The sequence below is a fragment of the Yersinia antarctica genome (assembly GCF_056636475.1).
This window is the reverse complement of sequence record NZ_JBSJQF010000001.1, coordinates 1,559,225-1,582,279: the sequence shown is the minus strand read 5'-3', so window position 1 is coordinate 1,582,279 and position 23,055 is coordinate 1,559,225. Positions and strand designations below refer to the sequence as shown.

The window sequence follows — 23,055 nt, the reverse complement described above, 5'->3', positions numbered from 1 at the left end:
GTAAACGATTCCATTATTGAGCGCAGATCACCTTTTCTCACATAATGGCGTGCTATCTTTCTTAGACTAAAGTCATTCGAGGAGTCTTTTATGTACGTTCTGGTAACAGGTGGTAGCGGTTACATCGGTAGCCATACCTGTGTGCAATTGATTGAAGCTGGCTACCAACCGGTCATCCTCGATAACCTTTGCAACAGCAAATCCAGCGTATTAGCCCGGATACATGCCCTTAGCGGCTATACACCGAAGCTTTATCAAGGTGACATCCGTGACCGCGCTTTACTCGACCGAATATTTGCTGAGCAGTCTATCCATGCAGTCATTCACTTTGCTGGCCTGAAAGCCGTGGGTGAGTCGGTCAGTAAGCCACTGGAATATTACAATAATAATGTCTTCGGCACCTTAGTATTGCTGGAGGCCATGCGTGCTGCACAGATCAAAAACTTTATCTTCAGTTCCTCTGCCACGGTCTACGGTGATCAGCCACAAATTCCGTATGTCGAAAGCTTCCCGACCGGCTTGCCATCCAGCCCGTATGGCCGTAGCAAGTTGATGGTTGAGCAAATTTTGCAAGATGTGCAACTGGCTGACCCACAATGGAATATGACCATTCTGCGCTATTTCAATCCCGTTGGCGCACATCCGTCAGGCTCCATGGGTGAAGACCCACAAGGTATCCCGAATAACCTGATGCCATTTATTGCACAAGTTGCCGTTGGTCGTCGTGAATCGCTGGCCATATTCGGTAATGACTACCCGACACCTGATGGCACCGGGGTACGCGATTATATTCACGTGGTCGATTTAGCAGATGGCCATGTGGCGGCGATGAAAAAACTACACAATCAGCCTGGCGTGCATATTTTCAATCTGGGTGCCGGCGTGGGTAGCAGTGTTTTACAAGTGGTCGAGGCATTCAGCAAGGCGTGTGGCAAGCCGCTGGCCTACCATTTTGCCCCGCGCCGCGAAGGTGACTTACCGGCTTACTGGGCAGATCCGAGCAAAGCTGCCGCACAATTGGGTTGGCGGGTACACCGCTCGCTTGATGAAATGGCGGCAGATACCTGGCGTTGGCAATCCAATAATCCTCAGGGCTATCCCGATTAAGGTGTTGTTATGACTGATTTTAACCCTGTGGAGCATCCACACCGTAGATACAATCCATTAAGTGATCAATGGGTGCTGGTCTCACCTCATCGGGCCAAGCGCCCATGGCAAGGCCAGCAAGAGGCCCCGGCGACGGAGAATTTACCGGCGCACGACCCTGATTGCTTCTTGTGCCCTGGTAATACTCGGGTGACCGGCGATGTCAATCCTGACTATCCATCAACCTATGTGTTTACCAATGACTTTGCCGCGCTGATGCCAGATACACCTGATGCGCCGCAAAGTGATGATCCCTTGATGCGGAGCCAAAGTGCGCGCGGCACCAGCAGGGTTATTTGCTTCTCACCTGACCACAGTAAGACGCTGCCGCAACTCTCTTTGCCTGCGTTGGAAGATGTTATTCAGACCTGGCAGCAACAGAGTGCCGAATTAGGCCAAACCTACCCATGGGTGCAGGTATTTGAAAATAAAGGCGCGGCGATGGGGTGCTCAAATCCGCATCCCCATGGCCAAATTTGGGCCAATAGTTTTTTGCCAAATGAAGCGGCACGGGAAGACAGCCTGCAACAGCACTATTTTCAGCAAAATCAGTCCCCCATGCTGGTCGATTATGCTGAACGTGAGCGTCGTGACGGCAGCAGGACGGTAGTTGAAACCGAGCACTGGCTGGCGGTAGTGCCCTATTGGGCAGCATGGCCGTTTGAAATATTATTACTGCCCAAGACCCATGTGCTGCGGTTAGAAGACCTTTCTGTGGAACAACGCAGTTGTCTCGCCATTGCCCTGAAAAAGCTGACCAGCCGCTACGACAACTTGTTCTCGTGCTCTTTTCCCTATTCGATGGGGTGGCATGGCGCACCGTATAACGCAAGCGACAACACACACTGGCAATTGCATGCTCATTTTTATCCGCCGTTGCTGCGTTCGGCGTCGGTACGTAAATTTATGGTGGGTTATGAGATGTTGGCTGAAACCCAGCGCGACCTTACAGCAGAACAGGCGGCTGAACACCTGCGGGCAGTAAGTGATGTTCATTATCGAGAAGCCGGAGTCAAATAATGAGTTTAAAACAGCATACCCAGGCTATTTTTCGCCAACAGTTTAATCAAGAACCTGACATCACTATCAAAGCGCCGGGTCGCGTCAATCTTATTGGCGAACACACCGATTATAACGACGGTTTCGTGCTGCCCTGTGCTATTGATTATGAAACCGTCATCAGTTGTGGCAAACGTGATGACCGCCAGATTCGTGTTATTGCTGCTGATTATGAAAATCAGCAGGATATATTCTCACTGGATGCGCCAATCGTCCCACATGCCGAATACCGCTGGGCGGATTACGTGCGCGGCGTCGTGAAACACTTGCAACTGCGCCATGCCGATTTTGGTGGTGCAGATCTGGTGATCAGTGGCAATGTGCCACAAGGTGCCGGTCTCAGCTCTTCAGCATCACTTGAGGTCGCGGTCGGGCAAGCGTTGCAGTCTCTTTATCAATTGCCCCTTAGCGGTGTCGATCTGGCGCTAAATGGGCAAGAGGCAGAGAACCAGTTTGTTGGCTGTAACTGCGGCATTATGGATCAGCTCATTTCAGCGCTGGGTAAACAAGATCATGCACTACTGATCGATTGCCGTACCCTTGAAACCCGTGCCGTGGCAATGCCGGAAAACGTTGCGGTCGTCATCATTAACTCCAATGTGAAACGGGGTCTGGTTGATAGCGAATACAACACCCGCCGCCAGCAATGTGAAACTGCCGCCCGTTTCTTTGGTGTTAAAGCCTTGCGTGATGTGGATCCAACCCTGTTCTTCTCTATTCAGGATGAGCTGGATCCCGTCGTCGCTAAGCGTGCACGCCATGTAATTACCGAAAACGAACGCACGCTAGCGGCAGCTGATGCCCTGGCCTCCGGTGATTTGAAATTGATGGGGCAATTGATGCAGGAGTCTCATATTTCGATGCGTGATGACTTCGAGATCACAGTTCCGCCGATCGATAGCTTGGTGGATATTGTGAAATCCGTTATTGGGGAGCAAGGTGGTGTTCGTATGACTGGCGGGGGGTTCGGTGGCTGCATTGTCGCACTGATGCCAACGTCGCTGGTTGAGCAGGTTCGTGCAGCCGTAGCCCAGGAGTATCCGGCTCATAGCGGCGGTAGGAAAGAGACCTTCTACGTATGTCAGGCTTCACAAGGAGCGGGTTTATGCTGAAAAACGACGCTGCATCATCAAGCAGTGTTGACCAGTTAGCACCAGATGGTCACCCCTTTGAATTGACCGAATTGCATAATAAAGCCGGTATGAGTGTAACGCTGATGGACTGGGGCGCAACCTGGCTATCTGCGGTCCTGCCGCTGACCGATGGCGAAAAGCGCGAGCTATTGCTGGGCTGCCAGACTCCCGCAGACTACCTACGTCAAGCCGCTTATCTTGGTGCCACCGTTGGCCGCTATGCCAACCGTATTGCTAACAGCCAAATCACGGTGGAGGGTCAAACCCTCAATCTGTTACCTAATCAGGGACCTAACCAACTGCATGGTGGTCATGAAGGTTTCCATGCTCGCCGCTGGCAAAAGGTTAAGCAGGATGAGAGGCAGGTGACTTATCAACTGCACTCACCTGATGGTGATCAGGGCTTCCCCGGTAATCTGACCGCCGAAGTGCAATATCTGTTGACGGAAGATAACCGATTGGAGATCCACTATCAGGCTCAGGTCGATAAAACCTGTCCGGTGAATCTGACCAATCATGCTTACTTTAATCTTGATGGTGAAGGGCTGGACGTACGGGCGCATCGGTTGCAGCTATTTGCGGATCGTTACTTACCGGTTGATAGTGAGGGGATCCCAAGCGGCGGATTGGCTAATGTTGAGAAAACCGGTATGGATTTCCGACAACCAAAAACATTGGCACGCGACTTCCTGCAAGACCGTTGTCAGCAGCGGGTTAAAGGCTATGATCATGCTTACCTGCTCCATCGTACTTGCGGTGCAACGGAAAGCCCGGCGGCTCATCTGTGGTCATCTGATAACCGGGTACAAATGAGTGTTTATACCACCGCACCTGCGTTGCAGTTGTATAGTGGCAACTTCCTTGGCGGAACACCGGCCCGCAAAGGGGGCACTTACGCCAGCTACACCGGCGTAGCGCTGGAAAGTGAATTCCTACCTGATAGCCCTAACCACCCCGAATGGCCACAACCTGATTGCTGGCTAAAACCGGGGAAAACCTACCGCGCCACCACGGTTTATCACTTTATCGCGCTATAAAGCTATATACCCAACAGATTTCAAGATGCAGGAAGACGAGATCCCGATGAGCTGACATAGGTCAGTGATTCGGGTGACAAATCGGTCGGGAACCGATTTGAACGCTGTTTGAAAGATGACGGGGATAACTACCCATATTGAGCACTGCCGACTACGCTTAACAGCATCTATCTGCGGTGATACTGACCTGTTTCCCGCCCTTTCCGACCCTCAATATTATTTAAGGAATGTTTATGCGCCTAACTACCCTATGGTTACTCTGTGCGGGATTACTGATTAGTGTCAATGTGATGGCAGCAGATACGGCGAAAACACCGTCACCCGCTCAGGCCGCACAACAGAAGAAGATGACTGACTGTAATCAGCAGGCAACGACCCAATCACTGAAAGGCGATGATCGGAAGAAGTTTATGAGTCAGTGCCTGAAAGCGCAGATTCATCCCGATGAAAAAGCCCTGACGCCACAACAGCAGAAAATGAAAAGCTGCAATGCCGACGCAGCGACCAAAGCGTTAAAAGGTGATGAGCGAAAAACCTTTATGAGTACCTGCCTGAAGAAAGCCGCCTAATCCCCGCAGCCGGAGGGGTATTTAGTACCCCTCTTTTAATTGGATATAAACCGATACCTAATAAATATCAAGATCCAGGAAGGCGGTAAGCGAGGGAACCCCAATGAGCTTAACTTCCGCTAAAAAATTGGCTATGGTTAAACACAAACCATTGCTGTTGGCGGCAATCCCGCAATATAATGATAATAGTTATCATTGAATATTAATCTATACCCTCAGGTAATTGCGTGGTTAGACAGCGTCTTCAAGTCCGAGGGGTATAGAGATTGAGTTTCACATTAAAGGAGTTAACGCTATGGCAGTAACTAAGCTGGTTCTGGTACGACACGGCGAAAGTCAGTGGAACAATGAAAACCGCTTCACCGGTTGGTATGATGTTGATTTATCTGAGAAAGGCCGTGGAGAAGCACAAGCGGCGGGCAAGCTGTTAAAAGACGAAGGTTTCGCGTTTGATTTTGCTTATACCTCAGTACTGAAACGTGCTATCCACACCTTGTGGAGTGTGCTGGATGAACTGGATCAGGCCTGGCTGCCAACGGAAAAAACCTGGAAACTGAATGAGCGTCATTACGGCGCACTGCAAGGTCTGGATAAATCAGAAACTGCGGCCAAGTATGGCGACGAGCAAGTTAAATTGTGGCGTCGTGGTTTTGCTATCACCCCACCTGCGCTGGAAAAAAGCGATGAGCGCTTCCCTGGTAATGACCCACGTTACGCAAAACTTACCGATGCAGAACTGCCAACCACAGAAAGCCTGGCGCTGACCATCGAACGCGTTATTCCTTACTGGAATGAAGTGATCAAACCCCGCATTGTCAGTGGTGAGCGAGTCATTATCGCCGCCCACGGTAACTCTCTGCGAGCATTGGTAAAATATCTGGATGACCTGAGCGAAGATGAAATTCTTGAGCTGAACATCCCAACTGCCGTACCTTTGGTGTATGAGTTTGATGAAAACTTCAAACCAATCAAACGCTACTATCTGGGTAACGCTGATGAAATCGCGGCTAAAGCCGCCGCTGTTGCTAACCAAGGCAAAGCGAAGTAATCATCCCTGATTAGCACCATTAAAAAACCCCCGAACATGATCAATGCCGGGGGTTTTTATTTGCCTGCTCGCTATTATTGGCGGCGCGCTTTGACGGCATCTGCTAACTCACGTAATACCGTTTCGGTGTCTTCCCAGCCGATACACGCATCGGTGACACTTTTGCCGTAAGTCAGTGGTTCGCCACTTTCCAGATTCTGATTGCCTTCCACCAAATGACTTTCAATCATCACGCCCATAATCGATTTTTCACCATGAGCAATCTGGTTGCAGACATCTTTACTGACGTCCATCTGCTTTTTAAATTGCTTGCTACTATTAGCATGGCTGAAATCGATCATGATCTGTGGTTCCAGGCCCGCTTTACTCAGCCCTTCTTTAACCGCAGCAACATGAGCACTGCTGTAGTTTGGCTCTTTGCCACCACGCAGAATAATATGACAATCGTCGTTACCGGCGGTATTTACAATCGCTGAATGACCCCATTTGGTCACTGACAGGAAGCAGTGCGGTGCACTAGCCGCATTAATGGCATCGATAGCGACCTTGATAGTGCCATCGGTGCCATTTTTAAACCCAACCGGGCAAGACAGACCTGAAGCCAGCTCACGGTGAACCTGAGATTCAGTGGTACGGGCGCCGATGGCCCCCCAGCTCATCAGGTCAGCCAAATACTGCGGGGTTATCATATCCAAAAACTCACCCGCTGCTGGCAGCCCGCTCTCGTTGATATCTAACAATAACTTACGCGCGATACGCAGACCGTCATTGATGTCATAGCTAGCATCCATATGCGGATCGTTAATCAGACCTTTCCAACCCACCGTGGTACGCGGTTTTTCAAAATAAACCCGCATCACCACTTCAAGCTCGCCTTGCAGTTCTTCACGCAGGGTTAGCAAACGGGCCGCATACTCTTTGGCCGCTTGGGTATCATGAATAGAGCATGGACCGATGACAACCAACAAACGGTCGTCTTGGGCACGCAGGATGTTATGAATAGCTGTGCGGCTCTTGGATACCGTCTCTGCTGCGTTCTCACTGGCTGGAAACTTCTCTAACAAAGCAACAGGGGGCAGGAGTTCCTTAATTTCATTAATCCGTAGGTCATCATTCAGGTAATTCATAGTTCTTCCATTAAGTCTTGTGACGGTCATCGCACAACGTCTATCGGTACCAATCTAGTTGAACCAATCTAGCTGGTGAATTGAACGCTGTAAATCTACTTTATTACATTTGGTGTTCTGTGCAGATAAACAGCAATAATGCGGTTTACTCGATTAGGTATCAACTTATTGAATGAAGCCATCAATTTTTATCTGGATTGTTATTTGTTATAAAATCATTAATAAGAGTCATACTCGGTTATCACCCCCCTCTTATCCCTAAAGGTTAATACGGTTTATGCCTAGGTTACTGTTAGTTGATGATCACCCCGTGGTGCATGTTGCCCTTGAAGCCGCACTGATGCGCGCGACACCACGTTATCATCTGCATTGCGCTGCTGATGACCAGCAGGCATTGGTCTTATTGGCGGAATATCACTTTGATCTGTTAATTTTGGATATCAGTTTGCCACAGCTTGACGGTTTGCAGTTTTTACGCAAAATCCGCCGCCACTATCCACAGCAGTCCATCATGATTTACACCGCCCAGGAAGAAGAGGTTTATGCCAAAATGGCTTATTCCGCTGGGGCACAGGGTTTTATGCATAAAGGGCAGCCGATGGATAACCTATTGCAAGCCATTGATGCCGTTATTGCCGGCCAACGAGTATTCCCCGCCAGTACGCTGGATAGCAGCTCCACACCTAACGATGAAAAATACCATTTAACCCAGAAAGAGCTGCAAATATTGGGATTACTCAGTAAAGGCCATTCTAATTTACATATTGCTGAGTTACTGAATATCAGCAATAAAACTGTCAGCACACATAAGAAAAATATTCTCAATAAAACCGGTGCAGCAAATTTACTGGCATTAATTGCCGTATTTAACGAGCTACAACCATGAGAAAATGCGGGTTAGTATTGCTATTCATTGTCCAATTCTGCCTGCTGCTACCCGCACAAGCGACATCTACTTTGCACTACAATTTAGTTAGCAGCTTGAACATACCGGCCAGCACACCGTTTATCACACCTAATAATCCATGGCGTAATGCCACTTTGCGGGTTGGCATCCTCAACGACAATGTGAGCCCGTATAATATTATTGTCGATGGTGACCTGTACGGTCTGAATGCCGATTACCTTAACTATATTAAGCAAGCAACCGGGGCCAATGTGGAGGTAATAGGCTTCTCCGACGCCACAACCCTGAATCAGGCATTAAAACAAGGTGATATCGACCTACTGTTTGGTTTACCTCGCAGCGCATTAAATCCCAACTTATATATATCAAAACCTTACTATGTCAGTAAGTTACTGGTGTTACGTAGCCGCCAAAATAGCCGTCATGTAATGTTAAACTCGGCTGATGCGCGCATTGCTATTAGTAAAATGGCCGGTATGCAGTTGGTCGATGAAATTCAGAATAAAACCCCGCATAACCAGCTGTTTGATAATAATCTGCAAGCCATTTACTCCTTATTAAACGGCCTTAATGACTACTTTATTGCCGATGAAACCAGTGCCAGCTTTATTATTGATCAACTGCAACTGGGGCAAATTTATCAGGTTGAGAATGATATAAAGCCCGGCAGTATCTCTTTGGTGTTTGCGGCAACCAATCCGGCATTGATAGAGACGCTTGATCACGTTATCAGCAACGTCCCTATGGACGTTCTTAATACCATTCAGGGCCGCTGGAGTAAAAAAATTCCCAGCTATCTCGATACCGGTAATGCTGATCTTACCCGCATGGAGCAAGAATGGGTTAAGGCCCATCCCGTGGTGTATTACGCCGCCATCGATGATGACTATCCCTTTACTTATCGTGGCAGCGATAAACAACCACGCGGCTATATTGTCGATATTCTCAATACCATTGCGCAAAATACTGGCCTGCAATTTTCGCCTGTCTGGAGCAGTAACCCACGGTTGGCCGATCAACTGGTGCAACAAAATAGGGCCATGATGCGGGCTTTACTGCCGCTAGCCGGTGGTTTCAAAGCGCAATATGACAGCTCGATGCCCATTCACCGTGCCTTGTGGGGGGTGTATACCAACGCGTTCACCCATAACGTCTCAACGTGGGGAGATCTATCTGGCAAGCGTCTCGGTGTGGTGGAAGGGGATTTAGGTCAGCAACTGATCCCCCCCCAGACCTTGGCCACTGTCTTTGCTAACCGTAAGGCAATGTATGATGCACTGGCTAATGGGCAGTTGGACGGGTTGATTGATAATGTCATCTCCGCCAATTTTATGGTTCTTTCCCGCTATTCCGGGGTCATCAAACTGGCATTTGCGGCAGATAACATTGCTTATCCACTGGCCTTTGGCGTCGCCCAACATTCACCGTTACTGCTGTCGATTCTCAATAAAAACTTGCTACAAATCCCCCCCGCCACCCTACAATCACTGCGTGATGAATGGGTATCCGATCCTCGCAATATTATTGATGCGGTAAATGAAAATCGCATGATGCCCCCTGCCACCTGGTTGTTTAGCGCCCTTGGCGGGCTATTGATACTGCTCTTGGTGGTGATGGTCCGCCGTTTTATTCAGCGGCGCAAAGAGCGACGTGAGCGAGAAGTCTTGGAACAGGCGCGCCTGCAAGCCGAAACCGCTAATCAGATGAAAAGTAAATTTCTGGCAACTATCAGCCATGAGCTACGAACACCAATGAATGCCATCCTTGGTTTGTTGGAACTGGAGCTTAAAAAAAACACTATCGCGCAGGGTAATTTGCCCGTTATTTACAGCTCAGCATCATCGTTATTAAGTCTACTCAATGACCTACAAGATTATGCCAAGTTGGAAATTGGCTCGTTACAGCTTTTACCACAACCTACTGCGTTGATTCCTTGGATTAATCATATTCGCGCGGTTTATCAACCGCTGTTGGGTATGCGGCCGATAACCTTAAATGTCAGTTACAGTGATAACTTACCTGAAACAGTTCTGCTTGATGGCGGTCGCTTACTTCAGGTCATGAACAATCTAATTAACAATGCCATTAAGTTTACCCGCCAAGGCGAAATTAATGTTCGGATGGCGTGGCAACCGCAGCACGAAGGGCAAGGAGAGTTGATATTGCAGGTGGAGGACAGTGGTTGCGGAATAGCCGCTGCGGAAATACCCCACCTGTTCCAGCCCTTTTATCGGGTTGAGAGCAGCAACAATCTGATGATCCCAGGCAGTGGTTTGGGTTTATCGATCTGCAAAGAGCTTATTGACCGAATGAATGGCACTATCAGCCTAGCCTCAGAGCTGAATAAAGGCACCGTGGTCACCATCAAATTATTGCTTGCCATGGAGACGGTATCGCCGCCAATCCTGAGGCCCGCAACAGAAATTACAGACACGTTATGCCGGTCTCCTCTTCGTGTCGCGATGGTTGATGACCACCCGAGTAACCTCCTATTGATGCAACAACAGCTCAGGCATTTTGGTATTGAATCCGAGCTGTTTGATAATGGCCGCCAGCTATTACACGCTCATTTTCAGCAACCGTTCGATGTGCTGTTTGTCGATTACAATATGCCCACTCTGGATGGTTTTACCCTGGCGCGAATCATTCGCCGACAAGAGCGCCCATCTCAGTCTAAGGCGGTAAAAATCATCCTTTGCTCGGCCGATGTACAAGAATTTACCCGTATCCGGCCTGGGAATATCGTTATCGACCATTGGCTGACCAAACCGGTGACACTCAGTGATATTGAGCGGGTATTACGCATACAAACCGTTATGACCACAGAGCAACCGGTTTACGATAACCTGCGGGAAATACTATTACGATTGGGTAATCAAGACCCAATTATGGTGCGCAAATTAGTGGTGACGCTGCTTGATTCCATGGTGCATGACCGCCAACAACTTGCACTGGTACCACAGCCGCTAGCGGCCCGTGCACAGGTATTACACCGCATTAAGGGCAGTTTTCTGATATTGCAAAATGCCGCAGGTGCCGCATTATGTCAGCAGTTAATTAGCCAATGCCAGCAAGGAAAAATCGCTCCTGCGGCCTATACTCAACTGCAGAATCTATTAGCACAGTTGATTAAAGGTTTGAATCAAACCCTGTCAGAGCTAACATAAACCGACAGTTCGGTGCACACATCTTATGGTCCAAGGATAACTATGGCTGTATCTTCATTTTTCCCCCAAGACAGCAACAGCAAACGCCTACTGATAGCTTTTGTGGTTACCACTCTGTTTATGGTGGTGGAAGCCATTGGTGGCTGGCTATCGGGTTCGCTGGCATTATTGGCGGATGCCGGACATATGCTGACAGACTCGGCCGCATTATTCATCGCATTGATGGCAGTTCATTTCTCGCAGCGAAAACCTGACTCTCGCCATACCTTTGGTTATTTGCGCCTGACCACACTGGCGGCGTTCGTCAACGCGGCGGCATTATTGTTGATTGTGGTATTGATAGTCTGGGAAGCGGTACGGCGTTTCTTTTCTCCCCATGAAGTGATGGGGATGCCGATGTTATTCATCGCCATCGCCGGATTATGTGCGAATATTTTCTGCTTCTGGATACTGCATCGTGGCGAGGAAGAAAAGAATATCAATGTGCGCGCCGCAGCCTTACATGTGCTGGGAGATCTATTAGGTTCCGTTGGGGCGATAGTGGCTGCCGTGGTCATTCTGACTACCGGCTGGACACCTATTGATCCGATATTGTCGGTATTGGTCTCAGTGTTGGTGCTCCGCAGCGCCTGGCGGCTGCTGAAAGTGAGTTTTCACGAACTGTTAGAGGGCGCGCCGCAAGAGATTGATATCACCAAATTGCGCAAAGACTTATGTGCCAGCATATATGAAGTGAGGGACGTTCATCATGTTCACTTATGGCAAGTTGGCGAAAAACGGCTAATGACGCTGCATGTGCAAGTGATCCCTCCGAGGGATAACGATGAATTATTGCATCGTATCCAGCACCATTTACTGCATCACTACAATATTGGGCATGCCACCATTCAAATGGAATATCAGCATTGCGCCGCACCCGATTGTGGTATCAATCAGACCGCCAGTAACGACGCGCACCATTACCACCCTCACTGAGGGCAAACAGGCCACTGTTTCAACGGAGATAAGCCCGATAAAACAGTGGCCTGACTTAGCCGCTAGTGACTCTGAGTTGATAACGGACGTGAATGATTTTTTGCCGCGCTCTTCATCCACAACCAAGAGCCATTCAGGGCAATCAGTGTCAGTATCACGTATTCCAGAGCCATCGCATAAACCCCCTGATAGGCGAAAATCGCTACACTGATGACATCAATCACCACCCAAATCAGCCAGTTCTCAACATATTTGCGTGTCATCAGGATCATCGCCACAATTGATAACACCATCATGGTGGAATCCCAGAATGGGAATGCATCAGGTTGCAGTTCAGGCATTTGCACATTAGCGCCCAAACGCTGCATCACCACCACTGCGGCACGGGTCAACCCGGCAAAAACAGTATCAATATGCAAGGTCATTAAAGCGATACCAGCCACGCACACTGCGCCCCAAATCAATGCTTTCGGCAATGATAACCAGCGAATTTTCAATTCAGCTTGATTATCAGACGTTTGCTTACTCCAGGCATACCAGCCATAGATATTAGCGACGAAGAAGAACAACTGTAATAGCAGGCTGGCATAGAGCTGAATCTGGAAAAAGATTACCGCAAATAACGTCACGTTAACGGCGCGTGTCAAGGTAGTTGTCGCCTCAGTTAATTCATGCGGCCAACGTTTCACGTTCCGGATTTAACCAGACCTCATCCTGCCGGTGCCAGTTTCTCGTTGAACCTGACCACCGATGTGGATTCTGCATTTTCGCCGCTTCATAGACCGATTTACGCTGCGCCAGTAGTGCCCGATCTTCACCTCTGTGTCGTTGCCCTGGTGTGACGTAACGGATACCACTGTGCCGATGTTCTTCGTTATACCAGCCAACGAAGGTTTCTACCCACGCCTGCGCATCCTCCAGCGTCGCGAAGCCCTTCTCCGGCCAGCTCGGCACGTATTTCAACGTCCTGAACAGCGATTCAACATACGCGTTATCGTTGCTCACCCGTGGCCGGCTGTGCGACGGGGTTATCTTAAGTTCCGCAAGCTTTACCTGCAGCACCTGTGACTTCATCGGGGCTCCGTTATCCGCATGCAGTACCAGCGGCTCCTGCCAACAGCGTTCGCTCAGCACTGTCCGATTCATCAGCTCTGCCGCATGCTCACCACTTTCAACCAAGTGAACCTCGTGACCGACGATTTTGCGGCTGAACACGTCTTCTATCAGGTACAGATAGAACCAGTGTCCTGCCGTCAGCGACCTCAGCCAGGTAATATCCCATGACCACACCTGATTCGGTGCCGTCGCCCTCCAGGTCGATAGCGGCTTGCTTTGCGCTACCCTCTGCCGACCACGGTGCGTTGTTTCGCCAGCACGTCTTAGTATCCGATAAAACGTTGACTCACTGGCGATATAGCGCTTTTCATCCGCCAACAAAGGAACGATTTGCGTCGGTGGCAGGCTGGCGAACCGCAGTTCATGACAGAGGGCTAAAACCTGTTGTTCCTCTTCGGCAGTGAGTTTGTTCTTCGGGATGGGCCGTGACGCCGTGGGTCTGCGGTCATGCGTCCCTTTTCCCCAACGCTGTAATGTTCGCTCACTAAGCCCAATAGACTGGCAAGCCTCGCTCAGCCTCGCGCCTGCAGCAACGGCTTCCTTTACGATTGTCATCAATCGCAGCCTGTCCGGAGTCGGCGTCATTCGTCCCCGTTTTCCTCGACGAACAACGCCTTGAACTTTTTTTGCAATATCAGCAATGCCGCAGCCTCAGCCAACGCCTTATCCTTGCGGGCAATTTCACGCTTAAGCTGATGAATTTCGTTTTGCTGTTTCTTGACGAGTGCTTTCTCTTCACGCGGATCTGGCTGCATTATCTCATTCTTCCACTGCTGAATTTGCTCAGGGTAGAGCCCTTTACGGCGACAGTACTCAGCAACAGCATGGGCGGAAAGAGGTGCCGTTTCAACCAGGATGGCAAAACGAGCCTCACGGGACCATTGCTGCGGGGTTTTTACCTCAACGTGGGTGCTCGCGGTCGAAATACCTGCCTTGGAGCGCCAGGTGTAAAGCGTATTGACAGGGATCCCCTCAGAGCGTGCAATCTGAACAACCGGCTGATTGTGTGGTGGCATCATTCTGGCAATCACAGCGGCTTTAAGCTCAGGTGAATACGTTTTCATTCTTGTTGTCTCCAGCCCCTTGGATGTTTTCAGTTAGAGGCGACAACTACCCTGACATGGGGGGTTAATCAGGCCAAACAAATAGTTAATTATCTTCTCTTTGCTGGCAAACCAAATACAGAGTAATCCAAACAGGGTACCAATCGCCTCTATCCATGAAAGGTCATACCCCCCCGCACCCAGCGGAATATGCACCAATATATTGCTTGTACTGAGGAAATCCATCTGGCAATCCTTTTATTGGGGAGAAATAATAAGTATTGAGGTCAATCGGTGTCATTTACGACTTAGGCATTGCCTTTGACCTGTAACTTCAACTGGTTGGCAAAATCCAACATCCGATTCAGCGGTATCAGCGCCTGCTGACGCAATTCTTCATCGACATGTATCTCATGCATTACACCTCCCTGCTCCAGCCCCTCAGCAATCGCTCTGAGACCATTCATTGCCATCCACGGACAGTGAGCGCATGTTCTGCACGTCGCACCTTCACCCGCCGTCGGGGCTTCGAATAATTCTTTATCTGGGCACGCCTGCTGCATTTTGTAAAAAATGCCACGGTCAGTCGCCACAATAAGTTTTTGCTGTGGCAACGTTTTTGCAGCCTGAATCAGTTGGCTAGTCGAGCCGACAGCATCAGCCATATCAACCACGGCCTGGGGTGATTCCGGGTGAACTAACACCGCAGCATCAGGATGCAGTACTTTCATGCGAGCCAGTGCCTGAGTTTTAAACTCGTCATGGACGATACAGGCCCCCTGCCAGCACAATACATCGGCCCCACTCTTCTTCTGCACATAATTGCCCAAGTGGCGATCCGGCGCCCAGATAATTTTCTCACCCAAGCTATCGAGATGCTCAATAAGCTCAACCGCAATACTGGAGGTCACTACCCAATCAGCTCGGGCCTTAACCGCCGCAGAGGTATTGGCATACACCACTACGGTGCGGTCTGGATGACTATCACAAAATGCGGCAAATTCATCCGCCGGGCAGCCTAAATCCAGTGAACACTCGGCATTCAGGGTTGGCATCAATACTTGCTTCTCAGGGTTCAAGATTTTGGCCGTCTCTCCCATGAAACGCACGCCGGCGACCAGTAATGTCGATGCCGGATGGTTATTACCAAATCGTGCCATTTCAAGGGAATCGGCGACGCAACCGCCGGTTTCTTCGGCTAAAGCTTGGATTTCGGGATCAGTATAATAGTGAGCGACTAACACTGCATCGCGCTGCTTCAGCAGTGTTTTGATCTTCTCACGGTAAAAGGCTTTTTCCTCTTCATCCAAAAGGACAGGCCGTGGAGGAAATGGATAAATAGCCGCATTTACATCAAAAGTTTCACTCATCGCTCACATCTCTGTTGCCAGTTATTCCAGAGTCAGCAAACGTTGCTGGCTGCCAGTAAGACTTCATTTGTTTTTTATCCTAAACAAAATACCCAATATCCAGCTAAAAGTCGCCAAAAATTGTCTGATAATGGTGAAAATGTTTAATGGAGTTAAAAATGAGATGGAAAAGTGAGATGCAGATGGAATGTCAGAGAATTATAGGGGGAACTTTGGGACACTGAGATTAGCAGTATATGTAACATTGCAGGGAAAAGGTATCACTGGGGGGTATAATGGTAGGTTGTGCGGGATTACTTGACATAATGGTGGGTCGTGCGGGATTACTCGTCCTGCGGACTCGCCCTTCGGGTCAACGCTACGCGTTGCTGTCTCGCTTCGCTCGGCTCGAACCTTTACGGCTCTCATCCCTACGATTTGATACCCTAATAACTCTGCATAATGGTGGGTCGTGCGGGATTCGAACCTGCGACCAATTGATTAAAAGTCAACTGCTCTACCAACTGAGCTAACGACCCATTATGTGTACTACTAATGACAATTCAGTGCCTGTCGTGCGGGATTACTTGACATAATGGTGGGTCGTGCGGGATTCGAACCTGCGACCAATTGATTAAAAGTCAACTGCTCTACCAACTGAGCTAACGACCCATTATGTATGCTACTAATGACAATTTAGTGCCTGTCGTGCGGGATTACTCGCACTTCGGGTACTTTTTAGTACAAAACAGGAAGAAAAATCTTTGCGCTGATTTCAACTTCTTACATTCAAACCGGCGTGCGGGGAGAATGGTGGGTCGTGCGGGATTCGAACCTGCGACCAATTGATTAAAAGTCAACTGCTCTACCAACTGAGCTAACGACCCGCTGTAATGCGGTACTGCTTAACATAGTGGTGGTCGTGCGGGATTACTCGTCCTGCGGACTCGCCCTTCGGGTCAACGCTACGCGTTGCTGTCTCGCTTCGCTCGGCTCGAATCTTTACGGCTCTCATCCCTACGATTTGATACCCTAATAACTCTGCATAATGGTGGGTCGTGCGGGATTCGAACCTGCGACCAATTGATTAAAAGTCAACTGCTCTACCAACTGAGCTAACGACCCATTATGTGCATTGCTTACTATAATTTCCTGCTGCTTTAACGTTTTACAAGTTGTCTTGGCAACGGCGGCATATATTACTAATTTCTCTTCACAGTGCAACTTAAATTTCTGTTGAAGCGTTTAACTGCTTGTTCTTCGCTCGCCAAAGTCCAGAAATTAGTCAATATGACCAATTCCTGGACTCGAAAATGGCTAAAGAGCAGATAAACGTTTCTGTGCCTGTTTAGCAGCATCAGTATTAGGATATTGCTTGATCACTTGTTGATAAACCGCCTTCGCTTTATCGCTTTGGCCTTTATCCTGCATGATCACCCCAACTTTAAACATCGCTTCTGAACTTTTTGGAGACTTTGGATAATTTTTTACTACAACAGCATAATAATATGCAGCGTCGTCTTTCTTACCTTTGTTGTAATACAACTGCCCTAACCAATAGTTGGCATTAGGCTGGTAAGTCGACTTTGGATACTGTTTCACAAAACCTTGGAAAGCAGTGATCGCTTGATCGAATTGCTTTTTCTCAAGAGCCAAAGAAACGGCTGCATTATAATCGCTGTTTTCATCACCAGTACTTGCTGCAGGTGCCGCTGTAGCAGCCGCTGCGCCTGCGGCAGCAGTAGCGGAACTTCCAGCCGCAGAATTATCTGTCGCAGCACCAGTAGCCGCAGAAGCTGAACCCTGCGCCCCCTGACCACCGCTCAGACTCTCCATCTGCTGGTAGATCTGTTTTTGCCGCTCAACAATTTGATTGAGCTGGTACTGATTTTCTTGGATCTGACCGCGTAAACTATCTACATCGCGTTGCGAATCGGATAGCTGTTGCTGAAGTTGAGTTAATAGTTGGCTGTGAGCGTTGGAAATACGCTCAAGTTGAGTGACCCGATCTTCTACCGAGCCGGAGCCGACATTACTGATTGGCGCTTGGGCAGTAGCGGCCCATGGGACCGCTACGCCAACCAGTAACGACAGACCCACTAAGTGACGTCTGAAGTTACTGTTCATGCGATTCTCTTAGTAAACCAGAACTGCACGACGGTTTTTAGCAAACGCTGCTTCGTCATGGCCCAGTACTGCTGGTTTCTCTTTACCGTAAGAAACGATAGAGATCTGGTCAGCCGAAACGCCTTTACCTTGCAGATACATTTTCACAGCATTTGCACGACGCTCGCCCAACGCGATGTTGTATTCTGGCGTACCGCGTTCATCCGCGTGGCCTTCAACAACAACTTTGTAAGATGGGTTGCTACGCAGGAATGCAGCATGTGCATCCAGCATTTGAGCGAAGTCAGAACCGATATCGTATTTATCGAAACCGAAGTAAACGATATTGTTCTTTTGCAGTTCTTGCATCTGAAGACGAGCTTGCTCTTCTGAAGACAAGTTGCTGCCATTTTCTGTACCAGTGCCAGCGCCCATGCCAGATTGGTCATTATTTGCGCTTTTGTTAGAACTACACGCAGCGATTGCCAGAACTGGCAAAGCCAACATTAGCCCTTTTAGCACTTTGTTCAGTTGCATCTCTTTGATCCTTTTATAGTTTGCCATACATACGTATTTACACATGCATCACAGATACGGCGACCAGGCAGGAAATTTGACCTGTCCATCAGTTGCCGGAAGACGCGCTTTGAAACGCCCATCAGTCGAGACCAGCTGTAACACAGCTCCCAGCCCTTGTGTCGAGCTATAGATAACCATGGTGCCGTTAGGCGCGATACTAGGCGTTTCATCCAGGAACGTGTCCGTTAATACTTGAACGGCTCCCGTTTCTAGATCCTGTTTGGCGATGTGTTGTGCCCCACCATTAGAACTAACCAATGCCAGGAACTTACCATCAGGACTCACATCTGCGTTCTGGTTCTGAGAACCTTCCCACGTGATTCGCTGTGGTGCACCACCATTAATATTCACTTTATACACTTGTGGACGACCACCCTGATCCGAGGTATAGGCCAGATTCTGGCTATCCGGGAACCAGCTTGGTTCAGTGTTATTGCTACGACCATCAGTAACCTGGCTGATTTGACCAGATCCTAAGTCCATAACATACAAGTTCAAACTACCGCTTTTAGATAACGCGAAAGCCAGTTTAGTCCCGTCCGGTGAGAAAGAAGGCGCACCGTTATGACGAGGGAATGAAGCCACTTGTCTGATTGCACCATTAGCCAGCGTCTGAATAACCAGTGCTGACTTACCACTCTCGAAAGTGACATAAGCAATTTTGCTACCATCTGAAGACCAGGCTGGTGACATCAAAGGTTCTGGCGAACGGTGAACGACAAACTGGTTGTAGCCGTCGTAATCAGAAACTCGCAATTCGTGTGGGAATTTGCCGCCGTTGGTTTGCACAACATAAGCAATACGGGTACGGAAAGCACCTTTAATCCCAGTCAGCTTCTCAAATACTTCATCACTGGCAGTATGCGCTGAATAACGTAACCATTGTTTAGTTACTTTATACTGATTTTGCGCTAAAACGCTACCGGCTGCACCAGAAGTATCGACTAACTGGTAAGAAACCACATAGCTACCATCAGCACTCGGTTGAACCTGACCAACAACAACAGCATCAATACCCAACGCAGTCCAGGCTGCTGGCGTTACTTCTGCCGCAGTTGAAGGCTGTTGTGGCATGCGAGCCGCATCAATTGGGTTAAATTTGCCGCTGTTACGTAAATCTGCGCCAACAATAGCACCGATCTCTTCAGGTGGTGTACCCGGCCCCATCCATTTAAACGGAACAACACCAATTGGACGAGCAGAGTCTACCCCTTGGGTAATCTCAATTCGAACTTCTGCATGTAACACAGAAGCCCACAAAACTAAAAAGCCTAGCGCAACTCGAAATGCCTGCTTCATCTTATCTCCCTTATCCGAGCGGGATGCCCGCGATAATTAGCAGAATTTTAACAAACCAACGCAAACAAAACTACATAATCCACGGTTGATCAACAAAGTTATACCCCTGTTAATCAACCTTTATTGAGGTTTAAATACAAGCGGAGCATTCTTAAACACTTCATAAACGTCCGAGCTTGGAGGCTTAGGAATCTTCGCTTGTTTTGCAGCAGCGATAGCAGCCTGGCACAGTGCCGGGTCACCCCCTTCTGCTTTAACATCAATTAATAGACCATCTGGTGCTAATTTAATTCGCAGATCACAGGTACGGCCTTTGTAAAGATCTGCATCATAAAATTTACTCTGGATCGCGGCGGTTATCTGGCCCAAATAGCCACTAACATCACCCGCTGATGCCCCGCTCTTCTTGCCACCACCTTTACCCGCAGCAGCAGCGCCCGCGCCGGCCCCACTTTTCGGTGCATTTTTGGAGTTAGCTAAACCACCAAATAAATCATCAACATCGGTTGTTGCCGCCGCTTCTGCAGCCGCTTTTTTTTTGGCATCAGCAGCAGCGGTTTTTTTAGCCTCTGCGGCCGCTTTTTTCTCAGCATCAGCTTGTTTCTTCGCTGCTGCTGCTACAGCCGCCTCTTTTTTGGCTTCGGCTTCTGCTTTTTTCTGCGCGTCAGCTTGTGCTTTCACGATTTTATCAGCTTCTGCTTTTGCTTGTGCGGCTGCGGCCTCTGCCTGTTTCTGCTCTTCTTTCGCTTTTGCAGCAGCGGCAGCAGCAACTTTCTGTTGCTCAGCGGCCTCTTTTTGCTGCTCAGCGGCTTGTTTTTTCTGTTCTTCAGCCGCCTGCTTGGCATCTTCTTGCGCTTGCAGACGCTCTTTTTCCAATTCTTTCAGCCGTTGTTGCTCAGCAGCCTGCTTTTGCTGCAATTCTTCTGCTTGCTTATCGGCTTTTTTCTGGCGCTGTTGTTCTGCGCGTTTAGCGTCAGTCTGCTGTTGCTGCTGACGGTTATACTGTTCTGTTACTGCGCCCGGATCGACCATGACGGCGTCAATAACTTCGCCGCCAGCACCGCCGCCGCCCATTTCAGTCTTCTGCGTCAGAGAGCCCCAAATCAACAGGGCAATCAATATGATGTGCAGAACCACCGACACGATAACGGCGCGATTCAGCTTATCATTTTGCTCGGTTGCCTTACCCACGCTCGATTTCCACACTCGATGTCCGCATCTATTGCTAAAAAACGGAACTGCTAAAAACAAGGTATCTACTGGCTGGAGTGACTCTCAATCCAACCAATATCAACGCAAATTTATATCGGTTGAGTCATTAAGCCCACCGACGTCACACCCGCCTGATGCAGCATATTCAGAGCCTTGATAATTTCATCATAAGGCACCTCTTTAGCACCACCTATCAGGAACACAGTTTTCGGATTCGATTTCAATCTGGCCTGAGCCTCTGCCACAACTTGTTCTGAAGGCAGTTGCTCCATCCGCTGGTGATCTACCACCAACGAGTATTGCCCCACCCCTGACACTTCCACAATCACTGGTGGATTATCATCACTTGAGACGGTTTTTGAGTCCGTCGCGTCGGGCAAGTCCACCTCAACGCTTTGTGTAATGATCGGCGCGGTCGCCATAAAGATCAGCAATAGCACCAGCAACACGTCCAGTAAGGGAACAATGTTAATTTCAGACTTAAGCTCGCGACGTTTACGACCACGTACTCGCGCCATACAACCCCCTACTTATTTGCTCTCGGCGCTGGCAAAAGCCTGACGATGCAGAATAGCAATGAACTCTTCCATGAAGTTGTCATAGTTTTGTTCAAGTTTATTCACGCGCTGGTTCAGGCGGTTATAGGCCATAACAGCAGGGATCGCAGCGAACAGACCGATCGCGGTAGCAATCAGTGCTTCGGCAATACCTGGTGCGACCATTTGTAACGTCGCCTGCTTTACTGCACCCAGAGAAATAAAGGCATGCATAATCCCCCATACTGTACCAAACAGGCCAATATACGGGCTGATGGAACCAACAGTACCGAGGAATGGAATATGAGTTTCCAGAGCTTCTAATTCACGGTTCATTGAGATGCGCATCGCACGGGAGGCACCGTCAATCACCGCCTCTGGTGCATGGCTGTTTGCGCGATGTAAACGGGCAAACTCTTTAAATCCAGAATGGAAGATCTGCTCGGAGCCCCCGAGAGTCTCGCGACGAGCCTGGCTTTCCTGATACAAGCGAGACAGCTCAATACCGGACCAAAACTTATCTTCAAAGGCTTCTGCATCGCGGGTGGCAGCATTCAGAATACGCGTTCGTTGAATGATGATCGCCCATGAAGCAATAGAAAAGCCCATTAATACCAGCATGATAAGCTTAACGAATAGGCTTGCCTGCAGGAATAAATCCAGAATGTTCATGTCAGCCACTACTTAAACTCCGCGACAATAGACTTAGGAAGCGCTCTTGGCTTCATTTGGTGTGGATCGATACATGCGATCAATACTTCTGCACTACTCAGAAGATTGCCATGTGTGTCGAGAATTCGTTGAGCAAACGTGAGAGAAGCCCCACGCATTGCGGTAATTTCACTCTGTACTTCCAGCATATCATCAAGACGTGCCGGTGCCAGGTATTCTACCGTCATGCGGCGGACAGCGAAAGCGACATGCTCACTGAGCAATTGCTGCTGGTGAAAATTGCGTTGGCGCAACATTTCAGTGCGCGCCCTTTCATAAAAGGCAACGTAGCGTGCGTGGTATACCACGCCGCCAGCATCGGTGTCTTCAAAATAGACACGTACCGGCCATCGAAACAACGTATTACTCACTCTACTTCCCAGTAATGCAGTTAACGGACACACTATACTGAAGAGCGCTAAGCTTTGGAATCACTTGAGGGAATAGAACGAAAATAATTATGGGCCGAATGGCCCATAAGGATAGATTGTGTTCAGATTAGACGAAACGTGTACAGATTAGACAAAAAAGTAGAATAATCCCGCGCCCAAGATCACAATTGCGGGAAGTGGTGAGAAAAAAGCACGCAACCATATCCGCTTAGGGCGAAAACCTACCCCATGAATCACACCGGTACAAACCGCCCACACGATAAACACCTCTTGCCAGACCTCAAGTGAACTGGTTGCCGCCGCAAAACGCGAAGGGTCCCAAAACACACAGAATGCCACAGCAAACGCGAGCACCAGTGAAAGGGCCCTGAACGGGCCCTTATCCAGTAAATCGTATAACTTATCAGACAACATCATCATTGCCATTATTAGCGGCTTTCGCTGCTGCATTGGCTTCACTCTGCTCCAGCGCCAGAGCAGTAATGATACCAAAGGAGCAGGCCAGAAGTGTCCCTAGAATCCAGGCAAAATACCACATGCTTTA

The 23,055-nt window shown here is 49.0% G+C and carries 21 protein-coding genes, 4 tRNA genes, 2 other RNA genes and 2 pseudogenes; 9 read left to right on the top strand and 20 right to left on the bottom strand.

What is annotated here, in order from left to right; genetic code table 11:
- The first annotated feature begins 90 nt into the window (after nucleotides 1-90).
- The 6 genes from galE to gpmA all read left to right on the top strand — a co-directional run bounded on the left by galE (nucleotide 91) and on the right by gpmA (nucleotide 5,992).
- Complete coding sequence (galE, locus tag ACWJJO_RS07320) at nucleotides 91-1,107, top strand: UDP-glucose 4-epimerase GalE (RefSeq protein WP_372568873.1); 1,017 nt, start codon at nucleotides 91-93, stop codon at nucleotides 1,105-1,107.
- A gap of 9 nt (nucleotides 1,108-1,116) precedes the next feature.
- On the top strand, nucleotides 1,117-2,166 hold the full coding sequence (galT, locus tag ACWJJO_RS07315; RefSeq protein WP_481090867.1) for a galactose-1-phosphate uridylyltransferase: 1,050 nt from the start codon (nucleotides 1,117-1,119) through the stop codon (nucleotides 2,164-2,166).
- Nucleotides 2,166-3,317: a galactokinase gene (gene galK / locus ACWJJO_RS07310; protein ID WP_083159560.1), complete on the top strand. Its 1,152-nt coding sequence runs from the start codon at nucleotides 2,166-2,168 to the stop codon at nucleotides 3,315-3,317. Before galT ends, galK begins: the two co-directional genes overlap by 1 nt.
- The gene (gene galM / locus ACWJJO_RS07305; RefSeq protein WP_481090866.1) at nucleotides 3,311-4,375 is read left to right on the top strand and encodes a galactose-1-epimerase; all 1,065 of its coding nucleotides are present in this window, start codon (nucleotides 3,311-3,313) and stop codon (nucleotides 4,373-4,375) included. The genes galK and galM overlap by 7 nt, the downstream gene beginning before the upstream one ends.
- 233 nt (nucleotides 4,376-4,608) lie before the next feature.
- The gene (locus tag ACWJJO_RS07300; protein WP_481090865.1) at nucleotides 4,609-4,944 is read left to right on the top strand and encodes a PsiF family protein; all 336 of its coding nucleotides are present in this window, start codon (nucleotides 4,609-4,611) and stop codon (nucleotides 4,942-4,944) included.
- Between the two features lie 295 nt (nucleotides 4,945-5,239).
- Nucleotides 5,240-5,992, top strand: a complete 753-nt coding sequence (gene gpmA / locus ACWJJO_RS07295) for a 2,3-diphosphoglycerate-dependent phosphoglycerate mutase (RefSeq protein ID WP_083159566.1) — start codon at nucleotides 5,240-5,242, stop codon at nucleotides 5,990-5,992.
- Nucleotides 5,993-6,066: 74 nt separating this feature from the next.
- Here the strand turns inward: gpmA and aroG are convergent, their stop codons facing one another.
- Entirely contained in the window at nucleotides 6,067-7,119 is a 1,053-nt protein-coding gene (gene aroG / locus ACWJJO_RS07290; protein WP_481090864.1) for a 3-deoxy-7-phosphoheptulonate synthase AroG, read from the bottom strand.
- Between the two features lie 277 nt (nucleotides 7,120-7,396).
- On the opposite strand from aroG, the gene ACWJJO_RS07285 reads away from it, so the two are divergent.
- Genes ACWJJO_RS07285 through zitB form a run of 3 tightly spaced genes read left to right on the top strand, consistent with a single transcriptional unit; the run spans nucleotide 7,397 to nucleotide 12,168 of the window.
- Nucleotides 7,397-8,005 carry a response regulator gene (locus tag ACWJJO_RS07285; RefSeq protein ID WP_481090863.1) on the top strand — a complete coding sequence of 203 codons (609 nt, stop codon included), beginning with the start codon at nucleotides 7,397-7,399 and terminating at the stop codon, nucleotides 8,003-8,005.
- Nucleotides 8,002-11,193: an ATP-binding protein gene (locus ACWJJO_RS07280; RefSeq protein ID WP_481090862.1), complete on the top strand. Its 3,192-nt coding sequence runs from the start codon at nucleotides 8,002-8,004 to the stop codon at nucleotides 11,191-11,193. Before ACWJJO_RS07285 ends, ACWJJO_RS07280 begins: the two co-directional genes overlap by 4 nt.
- 42 nt (nucleotides 11,194-11,235) lie before the next feature.
- Nucleotides 11,236-12,168 carry a CDF family zinc transporter ZitB gene (gene zitB / locus ACWJJO_RS07275; RefSeq protein WP_481090861.1) on the top strand — a complete coding sequence of 311 codons (933 nt, stop codon included), beginning with the start codon at nucleotides 11,236-11,238 and terminating at the stop codon, nucleotides 12,166-12,168.
- Between the two features lie 62 nt (nucleotides 12,169-12,230).
- On the opposite strand, the pseudogene pnuC (ACWJJO_RS07270) reads toward zitB, so the two are convergent.
- From pnuC (ACWJJO_RS07270) to cydX, 19 genes and pseudogenes are all read right to left on the bottom strand, one after another.
- A pseudogene (gene pnuC, locus ACWJJO_RS07270) lies at nucleotides 12,231-12,803 on the bottom strand (nicotinamide riboside transporter PnuC); the annotation flags it as partial.
- Nucleotides 12,804-12,837: 34 nt separating this feature from the next.
- Nucleotides 12,838-14,348, bottom strand: a protein-coding gene (locus ACWJJO_RS07265; RefSeq protein ID WP_481090522.1) for an IS3 family transposase whose coding sequence is annotated in 2 segments (ribosomal slippage) — nucleotides 12,838-13,913 and nucleotides 13,913-14,348 — 1,512 coding nt in all. Because the reading frame shifts where the segments join, the coding sequence is not laid out codon by codon here.
- A 63-nt stretch (nucleotides 14,349-14,411) separates the two neighbouring features.
- A pseudogene (pnuC, locus tag ACWJJO_RS07260) lies at nucleotides 14,412-14,573 on the bottom strand (nicotinamide riboside transporter PnuC); the annotation flags it as partial.
- Nucleotides 14,574-14,635: 62 nt separating this feature from the next.
- Nucleotides 14,636-15,697, bottom strand: a complete 1,062-nt coding sequence (nadA, locus tag ACWJJO_RS07255; protein ID WP_083159576.1) for a quinolinate synthase NadA — start codon at nucleotides 15,695-15,697, stop codon at nucleotides 14,636-14,638.
- Between the two features lie 306 nt (nucleotides 15,698-16,003).
- A non-coding RNA gene (locus ACWJJO_RS07250) (RtT sRNA) lies at nucleotides 16,004-16,125 on the bottom strand.
- Between the two features lie 14 nt (nucleotides 16,126-16,139).
- Nucleotides 16,140-16,215, bottom strand: a tRNA-Lys gene (locus ACWJJO_RS07245).
- Nucleotides 16,216-16,272: 57 nt separating this feature from the next.
- Nucleotides 16,273-16,348, bottom strand: a tRNA-Lys gene (locus ACWJJO_RS07240).
- A gap of 139 nt (nucleotides 16,349-16,487) precedes the next feature.
- A tRNA-Lys gene (locus ACWJJO_RS07235) sits at nucleotides 16,488-16,563 on the bottom strand.
- A gap of 24 nt (nucleotides 16,564-16,587) precedes the next feature.
- Nucleotides 16,588-16,713: non-coding RNA, RtT sRNA (locus ACWJJO_RS07230), on the bottom strand.
- A gap of 12 nt (nucleotides 16,714-16,725) precedes the next feature.
- A tRNA-Lys gene (locus tag ACWJJO_RS07225) sits at nucleotides 16,726-16,801 on the bottom strand.
- A gap of 192 nt (nucleotides 16,802-16,993) precedes the next feature.
- Nucleotides 16,994-17,803, bottom strand: coding sequence for a cell division protein CpoB (cpoB, locus tag ACWJJO_RS07220; RefSeq protein WP_083159578.1), 810 nt, complete (start codon nucleotides 17,801-17,803; stop codon nucleotides 16,994-16,996).
- 9 nt (nucleotides 17,804-17,812) lie between these two features.
- Nucleotides 17,813-18,319, bottom strand: a complete 507-nt coding sequence (gene pal / locus ACWJJO_RS07215) for a peptidoglycan-associated lipoprotein Pal (protein WP_004393299.1) — start codon at nucleotides 18,317-18,319, stop codon at nucleotides 17,813-17,815.
- Nucleotides 18,320-18,367: 48 nt separating this feature from the next.
- Nucleotides 18,368-19,660: a Tol-Pal system beta propeller repeat protein TolB gene (gene tolB / locus ACWJJO_RS07210; RefSeq protein WP_083159580.1), complete on the bottom strand. Its 1,293-nt coding sequence runs from the start codon at nucleotides 19,658-19,660 to the stop codon at nucleotides 18,368-18,370.
- A 120-nt stretch (nucleotides 19,661-19,780) separates the two neighbouring features.
- Nucleotides 19,781-20,851 carry a cell envelope integrity protein TolA gene (gene tolA, locus ACWJJO_RS07205; RefSeq protein WP_481090860.1) on the bottom strand — a complete coding sequence of 357 codons (1,071 nt, stop codon included), beginning with the start codon at nucleotides 20,849-20,851 and terminating at the stop codon, nucleotides 19,781-19,783.
- Nucleotides 20,852-20,961: 110 nt separating this feature from the next.
- Nucleotides 20,962-21,390 (bottom strand): colicin uptake protein TolR, encoded by a 429-nt coding sequence (tolR, locus tag ACWJJO_RS07200; RefSeq protein ID WP_083159585.1) that lies wholly within the window; start codon nucleotides 21,388-21,390, stop codon nucleotides 20,962-20,964.
- A gap of 12 nt (nucleotides 21,391-21,402) precedes the next feature.
- Nucleotides 21,403-22,089, bottom strand: coding sequence for a Tol-Pal system protein TolQ (gene tolQ, locus ACWJJO_RS07195; protein ID WP_005188971.1), 687 nt, complete (start codon nucleotides 22,087-22,089; stop codon nucleotides 21,403-21,405).
- A complete protein-coding gene (gene ybgC / locus ACWJJO_RS07190) occupies nucleotides 22,089-22,490 on the bottom strand; it encodes a tol-pal system-associated acyl-CoA thioesterase (protein WP_032907060.1) in 402 nt (133 codons plus the stop codon). The genes tolQ and ybgC overlap by 1 nt, the downstream gene beginning before the upstream one ends.
- A 147-nt stretch (nucleotides 22,491-22,637) precedes the next feature.
- Nucleotides 22,638-22,925 carry a cyd operon protein YbgE gene (gene ybgE, locus ACWJJO_RS07185; RefSeq protein ID WP_442851332.1) on the bottom strand — a complete coding sequence of 96 codons (288 nt, stop codon included), beginning with the start codon at nucleotides 22,923-22,925 and terminating at the stop codon, nucleotides 22,638-22,640.
- A complete protein-coding gene (cydX, locus tag ACWJJO_RS07180) occupies nucleotides 22,915-23,049 on the bottom strand; it encodes a cytochrome bd-I oxidase subunit CydX (RefSeq protein WP_025383069.1) in 135 nt (44 codons plus the stop codon). Before cydX ends, ybgE begins: the two co-directional genes overlap by 11 nt.
- Nucleotides 23,050-23,055: the final 6 nt, after the last annotated feature.